Source organism: Micromonospora endophytica, assembly GCF_003236305.1.
GTDB classification, from domain to species: Bacteria; Actinomycetota; Actinomycetes; order Mycobacteriales; family Micromonosporaceae; genus Micromonospora; species Micromonospora endophytica.
Genome location: NZ_POTX01000278.1, coordinates 1 through 7138, shown reverse-complemented (window position 1 = coordinate 7138; position 7138 = coordinate 1). Strand labels below are relative to the sequence as shown.

At 69.8% G+C, this 7138-nt stretch carries 3 protein-coding genes; 2 read left to right on the top strand and 1 reads right to left on the bottom strand.

Going from position 1 to position 7138, the window contains the following annotated elements:
• Window positions 1-18: 18 nt before the first annotated feature.
• Window positions 19-2091, bottom strand: a complete 2073-nt coding sequence (locus C1I93_RS26660; protein ID WP_111246034.1) for a SpoIIE family protein phosphatase — start codon at window positions 2089-2091, stop codon at window positions 19-21.
• A 154-nt stretch (window positions 2092-2245) separates the two neighbouring features.
• Here C1I93_RS26660 and C1I93_RS26655 point away from each other — a divergent pair, with 154 nt between their 5' ends.
• Both C1I93_RS26655 and C1I93_RS26650 read left to right on the top strand, forming a co-directional pair.
• Window positions 2246-6616: a hybrid sensor histidine kinase/response regulator gene (locus tag C1I93_RS26655; protein ID WP_111246033.1), complete on the top strand. Its 4371-nt coding sequence runs from the start codon at window positions 2246-2248 to the stop codon at window positions 6614-6616.
• Window positions 6613-7138 (top strand): response regulator (locus C1I93_RS26650; protein ID WP_111246032.1); only part of this gene is annotated, 526 nt, incomplete at its 3' end. The genes C1I93_RS26655 and C1I93_RS26650, both read left to right, overlap by 4 nt.

The following is a 7138-nucleotide window of genomic DNA, read 5'->3' as shown; positions in this document are numbered from 1 at the left end:
GGGGGAGGGGGGAGGGGGTTAGACGATGTCGTTGCGGAGGACGAGGATGGCTATGTCGTCGCGGGGTTCCTCCACCGAGAAGTTGATCGTGGTGGCACGGAGTCGAGCGGCCACCACGTCCGCCGAGTAGCCGGCGAGCGGAACGGCGGCGTCCCGCAACCGGCTGGCGCCGAACAACTCCCGGCCACGCCGACGTTCGGTGACCCCGTCGGTGTAGAAGACCAGACAGTCACCCGGATTCAGGATGATGTCCGCAGCCGGCGTGGTGATGGCGTCGAGCAGCCCGAGCGCGGTGCCGCCGGTGCCGACGAAATTGGCCGGGCCACCCCGGGAATGCAACAGCACCGGCCGGTCGTGCCCAGCCAGGTGCAGCTCGACGTCGAGCTGGTCGCCCTCGCCCGGCCCGACCGCGGCCAGCGCCAACGTGCAGTAGCGGCCGGCGCCCCGCTCGACGAGCGTCTCGTTGAGCCGGGCCAGCACCTCGGGCAGCGGCTTGCCGTCCCCGGCCAGCACCCGGATCACATCCCGCACCAGGCCGGTGACGGCAGCGGCCTGCACCCCCTTGCCGGAGACATCGCCGATCACCACCAGCCAGCGGCCGTCCGGCAGCGGCACCACGTCGTAGAAGTCGCCGCCGACGTCGGCGTCCCCGCCCGTCGGGACGTACTCCGCGGCCAAGCCGATGCCCTCCACCACCGGAAGCACCGGCGGCAACAGTGACTGTTGCAGCGCCTGGGCGACCCGGCGGCGTTCGGCGTGGATCCGGGCATTCTCGATCGCCAGGGCCGCCCGCCGGGCCACGTCCTCCAGCACCGCGATCTCGTCCGGGTCGTGCCGGTGCCGCTGGTGCCGCCCGACGGCGAGGGTGCCGAGGCGCGTGCCCCGGGCGATGAGCGGCACCGCGAAGCCCTCCATCGGCGCGCCCAGCGGGGTCTGCGTGCCGTTGCGGCTGGCCTCCCGCAGCCGGGACTGGATCGAGTCGGGGCCGGTCTCGCGCAGGGTGGCGTGCAACTGCGGCAGCATCGACTCGTCCGCGTGGCTGGCGGCGGCGAGGCGCAGCCGACCCCACTCGTCTGTGGTGTGCACCGCGCACCACTGGCCGAGCCGGGGCACCACCAGCTGCGGGACGAGCGCCATGGTCAGCTCCACGTCCAGCGACTGGGCGAGCAGCTCGCTGGCCTCCGCGAGGAAGGTCAACCAGGCTTGCCGGCGGACGTCGGCGCGGCGCAGCCGGTCGTTCTCCAGGTGCAGCGAGAGCCGCTCGGCGGCCAGCACCGCCAGCGGCCGGGCGTACGCGGTGGGTGCGGCGTCCAGCTCCAGTTCCCCGGCGTACGGGCGGTGCACGGCCAGCCGTACCCGGATCAGGTCGGTGCCGCTGCGGGGCTGCCGGCCGTACCTGGCGAGCGTCTGCGTGCCCTGGCCGTCACCCCGGTCCAGCCGGACCACGCCTCCCGCGGCACCGATCATCTCCGCCACCCGGGTGAGCAGGCTGGTGGCGAAGTCGGGCAACGGGTCTTCGGCGTACGGGTCGGGAGTGGTCTGCAGCAACTCGCTCATCGCACCGGGACTGAGGGCGGTGGTGTGCCCGGTGCTGTGCGGAACATCCGGTGCGGCGGCGGCTTCGTCGTCGTGCGGGCGCTGCCCGTCCTGGTGCCGCCGGTCCAGCCGGAACCAGACTCCCTTGCCCTGCGGGAGGTAGGTCGTGCCCCAGCGACTGGCGAAGTGGTCGACGAGCAGCAGGCCGCGACCGCGCTCGGCCACATCGACGATGTCGGTCGCCACGTTGCGCACACCCACGGTCAGCTCGTCGACCGGGCCGGCGGCGAAGTCCGAGACGGTCACCGTCAGTCCGGCGGAGTCCGCGGTGACCTCGATGTCCAGTTCGGTGCCGGCGTGCTCGACGGCGTTCGTGGAGAGCTCCGTGGTCAGCAGCAGCGCCTCATTGATCAGCTCGTCCAGGTGCGCCTCGGTGAGCACGGACCGGACGACCGCCCGGGCCGCAGCCGGCGTACGGCGGTCGGCGGGCAGCCGGACGCGTCGTACATGCTCGTCTGGGCCCTTGGTCCGGGCGGGCCCCGTCTCCGCCGACACCCTCGTATCCTCCACCGACACCCGCCCGGTGCCAAGCCGATCATCGGCTGGGTCGGCAGCACGAACGGCGGTGCGGCGTGGCGGTTTCCTGCTCACGGGGACAATGATGGGGTGGCCGGCGCGAGCCGGTGGACCCTGAGATGAGCGAGGAACGATGACCACGGCGAAACAGTCGGGGCTGGCGGACACCTCCGCCGCCGACCACGAGGCGGTCCTCACCGAGCTGGCGGAGGCGCTGCGCCAGGTCCGGCGCGGCGACCTGAAGGTACGACTGCCCCGGCGCTCGGGTGCGGCCGGCGATGTGGCGGACGCCTTCAACGACGTGGTGTCGCTCCAGGAACGGCAACACCTGGACCTGCGCCGGATCAGCCGGGTCGTCGGTCGGGACGGCCGGCTGACGGAGCGGCTGGACGAGGAGGGGTTGGACGGCTCCTGGGTGGAGGGCCAGCGGGCGGTCAACTCGCTCATCGACGACCTGGGCCGTCCCACCACCGAGATCGCCCGGGTCATCGTCGCGGTCGCCGACGGCGACCTCTCCCAGCACATGGCGCTGGAGATGGACGGGCGTCCGCTGCGCGGCGAGTACCTGCGCATCGGCCGCACCGTCAACACCATGGTCGACCAGCTCTCGTCCTTCTCCAACGAGGTGACCCGGGTCGCGCGGGAGGTGGGCACCGAGGGCAAGCTCGGCGGCCAGGCCGACGTACGCGGCGTCGCCGGCACCTGGAAGGACCTCACCGACTCGGTGAACACCATGGCGTCGAACCTCACCGGTCAGGTGCGGTCGATCTCCCAGGTGGCCACGGCGGTGGCCAAGGGCGACCTGAGCCAGAAGATCACGGTGGGTGCCCGGGGTGAGGTCGCCGAGCTGGCAGACACCATGAACTCGCTCACCGACACCCTGCGGCTCTTCGCCGAGCAGGTGACCCGGGTGGCCCGTGAGGTGGGCACCGAGGGCAAGCTGGGCGGCCAAGCCGAGGTGCCGAACGTGGCCGGCACCTGGAAGGACCTCACCGACAGCGTCAACTCGATGGCGTCGAACCTGACCGCGCAGGTCCGCAACATCGCGCAGGTGTCCACGGCGGTGGCCCGGGGTGACCTGTCGCAGAAGATCACCGTGGCCGCGCAGGGTGAGATCCTCGAACTCAAGGACACCGTCAACACGATGGTGGACCAGTTGTCGTCGTTCGCCGACGAGGTGACGCGGGTGGCCCGTGAGGTGGGCACCGAGGGCAAGCTCGGCGGTCAGGCCCAGGTACGCGGGGTCTCCGGCACCTGGCGGGACCTCACCGAGAACGTCAACCAACTTGCCGGCAACCTCACCAGTCAGGTCCGCAACATCTCCCAGGTCTCGACGGCGGTCGCGAAGGGCGACCTGAGCCAGAAAATCACCGTGGACGCCCGGGGCGAGATCCTGGAGTTGAAGTCGACGGTGAACACGATGGTGGATCAGTTGTCGTCGTTCGCCGATGAGGTGACGCGGGTGGCCCGTGAGGTGGGCACCGAGGGCAAGCTGGGTGGTCAGGCCCAGGTCACCGGGGTCTCCGGCACCTGGCGCGATCTGACCGACAACGTGAACTCGATGGCGTCGAACCTCACCAGCCAGGTGCGTAACATCGCCTCGGTCACCACCGCCGTCGCGAAGGGCGACCTGTCGCAGAAGATCACCGTGGATGCCCGGGGCGAGATCCTGGAGTTGAAGTCGACGGTGAACACGATGGTGGATCAGCTGTCGTCGTTCGCCGATGAGGTGACGCGGGTGGCCCGTGAGGTGGGCACCGAGGGCAAGCTCGGCGGTCAGGCCCAGGTCCGCGGCGTGGCAGGGACCTGGCGGGACCTGACCGACAACGTGAACTCGATGGCGTCGAACCTGACCGCGCAGGTCCGCAACATCGCCCAGGTTTCGACGGCGGTGGCCAAGGGCGACCTGTCGCAGAAGATCACCGTGGATGCCCGGGGCGAGATCCTGGAGTTGAAGTCGACGGTGAACACGATGGTGGATCAGCTGTCGTCGTTCGCCGATGAGGTGACGCGGGTGGCCCGTGAGGTGGGCACCGAGGGCAAGCTGGGTGGTCAGGCCCAGGTCAAGGGGGTCTCCGGCACCTGGCGGGACCTGACCGACAACGTGAACTCGATGGCGTCGAACCTCACCAGCCAGGTGCGTAACATCGCCTCGGTCACCACCGCCGTCGCCAACGGTGACCTGTCGCAGAAGATCACGGTGGACGCGCAGGGTGAGATCCTGGAGCTGAAGAACACCGTCAACACGATGGTGGACCAGTTGTCGTCGTTCGCCGATGAGGTGACGCGGGTGGCCCGTGAGGTGGGCACCGAGGGCAAGCTCGGCGGTCAGGCCCAGGTCAAGGGGGTCTCCGGCACCTGGCGGGATCTCACCGAGAACGTCAACCAGCTCGCTTCCACCCTGACCACCCAGCTGCGGGCGATCGCCCGGGTCTCGACGTCGGTGACCCGGGGTGACCTCACCCAGCGGATCGCGGTGAAGGCACAGGGCGAGGTCGCCGAGCTGAAGGACAACATCAACCAGATGATCGTCACGCTGCGGGAGACCACCCACAAGAACGCCGAGCAGGGCTGGCTCGACTCCAACCTGGCCCGCATCGGCGGCCTGCTCCAGGGCCAGCGTGACCTCGGCGAGGTCTGCCGGATGATCATGATGGAGGTGACCCCGCTGGTCGACGCGCAGCTCGGCGCGTTCTTCCTGGCGGACAACTCCGAAGGGGTGATGCGGCTGCGGTTGACCGCCTCGTACGGCTATGTGTCCCGGGGCCACGACGTCACCTTCGGGCCGGGCGAGGGACTGGTCGGGCAGACCGCGCTCTCCCGGCGCACCATCCGGCTCGCGGCCGTACCGGACAGCCGGATCACGCTGCGGTCCGGGTTGGCCGACACCCCACCGCAGGACCTGGTCGTGCTGCCCGTCCTCTTCGAGGGCGAGCTGCTCGGCGTGATCGAGTTCGCCAGCATCACCCCCTTCTCCGAGCTGCACCTCTCCTTCCTGGAGCGGCTGGTCGCCACCATCGGCATCGCGGTGAACACCATCCAGGCCAACCGTCGTACCGAGGAACTGCTCTCCCAGTCCCAGCGACTCGCGCACGAGTTGCAGGAGCAGTCGGCGGAGTTGCAGCGCACCAACGCCGAGCTGGAGGAGAAGGCCAAGCTGCTCTCCGAGCAGAAGGCGAGCATCGAAACCCAGAACCGGGAGATCGAGCTGGCCCGGCTCGGCCTGGAGGACAAGGCGCAGCAGCTCACCCGGGCCTCGGCGTACAAGTCCGAGTTCCTGGCGAACATGAGCCACGAGCTGCGTACGCCGTTGAACTCCCTGCTGCTGCTGGCCCGCCTGCTCGCCGAGAACTCGGAGCGCAACCTGACGCCCAAGCAGACCGAGTTCGCCCGGACGATCCACAGCGCCGGCTCGGACCTGCTCTCGCTCATCGACGACATCCTGGACCTGTCCAAGATCGAGGCGGGTCGGATGGACGTGGAACCGACCGAGGTGCGGTTCGCCGAGATCCGCAGCTACGTCGAGCAGGCGTTCGCCCCGCAGGCCGAGGAGAAGGGACTCGACTTCCAGGTACGGGTGAGCAAGGACCTGCCGCCGGCGGTGGTCACCGACGCCCAGCGCCTCCAGCAGGTGCTGCGCAACCTGTTGTCGAACGCGGTCAAGTTCACTGACAACGGCGCGGTGACGTTGCGGATCTCCCGGGCGCCGGAGCACGCGGTCTTCGACGTGCCGGCGCTGACGAACGCCCGGCAGGTGATCGCGTTCACCGTGATCGACACCGGGATCGGCATCTCCGACGACAAGCTGTCGCTGATCTTCGAGGCGTTCCAGCAGGCCGACGGCACCACCAGCCGCCGCTACGGCGGCACCGGGCTGGGCCTGTCGATCAGCCGGGACCTGGCGCGGCTGATCGGCGGCACGATCACCGTCAGCTCGGCCCCCGGGCAGGGCTCGACCTTCACTCTCTACCTGCCCGACGTGCTGGCCCCGGACGCGGTGGTCGCGCCGTCGTCGCCGTCGCCGCAGCGGGCCGGACTGCCGTCGTCGCTGCTGATGCCGCCGATGGAGCTGCTGCCGGAACGGCCGGTGGCACCGAAGACCCGGCAGTTGGACGGGGCCACCGTGCTCATCGTCGACGACGACGTACGCAACGTCTTCGCCCTGACCAGCGCACTGGAGCTGCACGGCATGACAGTGCTGTACGCGGACAACGGCAAGGACGGGGTGCGCCTGCTGGCCGAGCACCCGGAGGTGGACATCGTCCTGATGGATGCCATGATGCCCGATCAGGACGGGTACGAGACGACCCGGCAGATCCGACGTAACCACCGCTTCGCGGAACTGCCCATCGTCTTCCTGACCGCCAAGGCGATGCCCGGTGACCGGGAGTCGGCGATCGCGGCCGGAGCCAGCGACTACATCACCAAGCCGGTCGACCTGGACGAACTGATCGAGTTGATGGGCAGCTGGATCAGCGGTGGCCGTACCGAGGAGGGCTCGTGACGCAGGTGGCGAAGGCATTGCTCGTCGACGACCGACGGGAGAACCTGATGGCCCTGGAGGCGATCCTCCAGGGCCTGCCCGTGCAGTCGGTCGCGGTGGAGAGCGGCGAGGCGGCGCTGAAGCAGTTGCTTGTCGACGACTTCGCGGTGATCCTGCTGGACGCCCAGATGCCGGACATGGACGGCTTCGAGACGGCCAGCCACATCAAGCGGCGGGAGCGTACCCGGCACGTACCCATCATCTTCCTGACCGCCGCCGACCGGGACGCCCAGCTGGCGCTGCGCGGTTACGCGGTGGGTGCGGTGGACTACCTGACCAAGCCCTTCGACCCGTGGGTGTTGCGCGCCAAGGTCTCCGTCTTCGTCGAACTGTGGACCAAGACCCGCCAGCTCGCCGCCCAGTCGGAGATGGTGCGCGAACGTGACGCCCAGTGGCGGCTGCTCACCGACGCCGTCGACGAGGCCACCACCCTCCTGCGCACCTCCGACGACACCCCCGACGCCATCCCCCGCGCCCTCACCC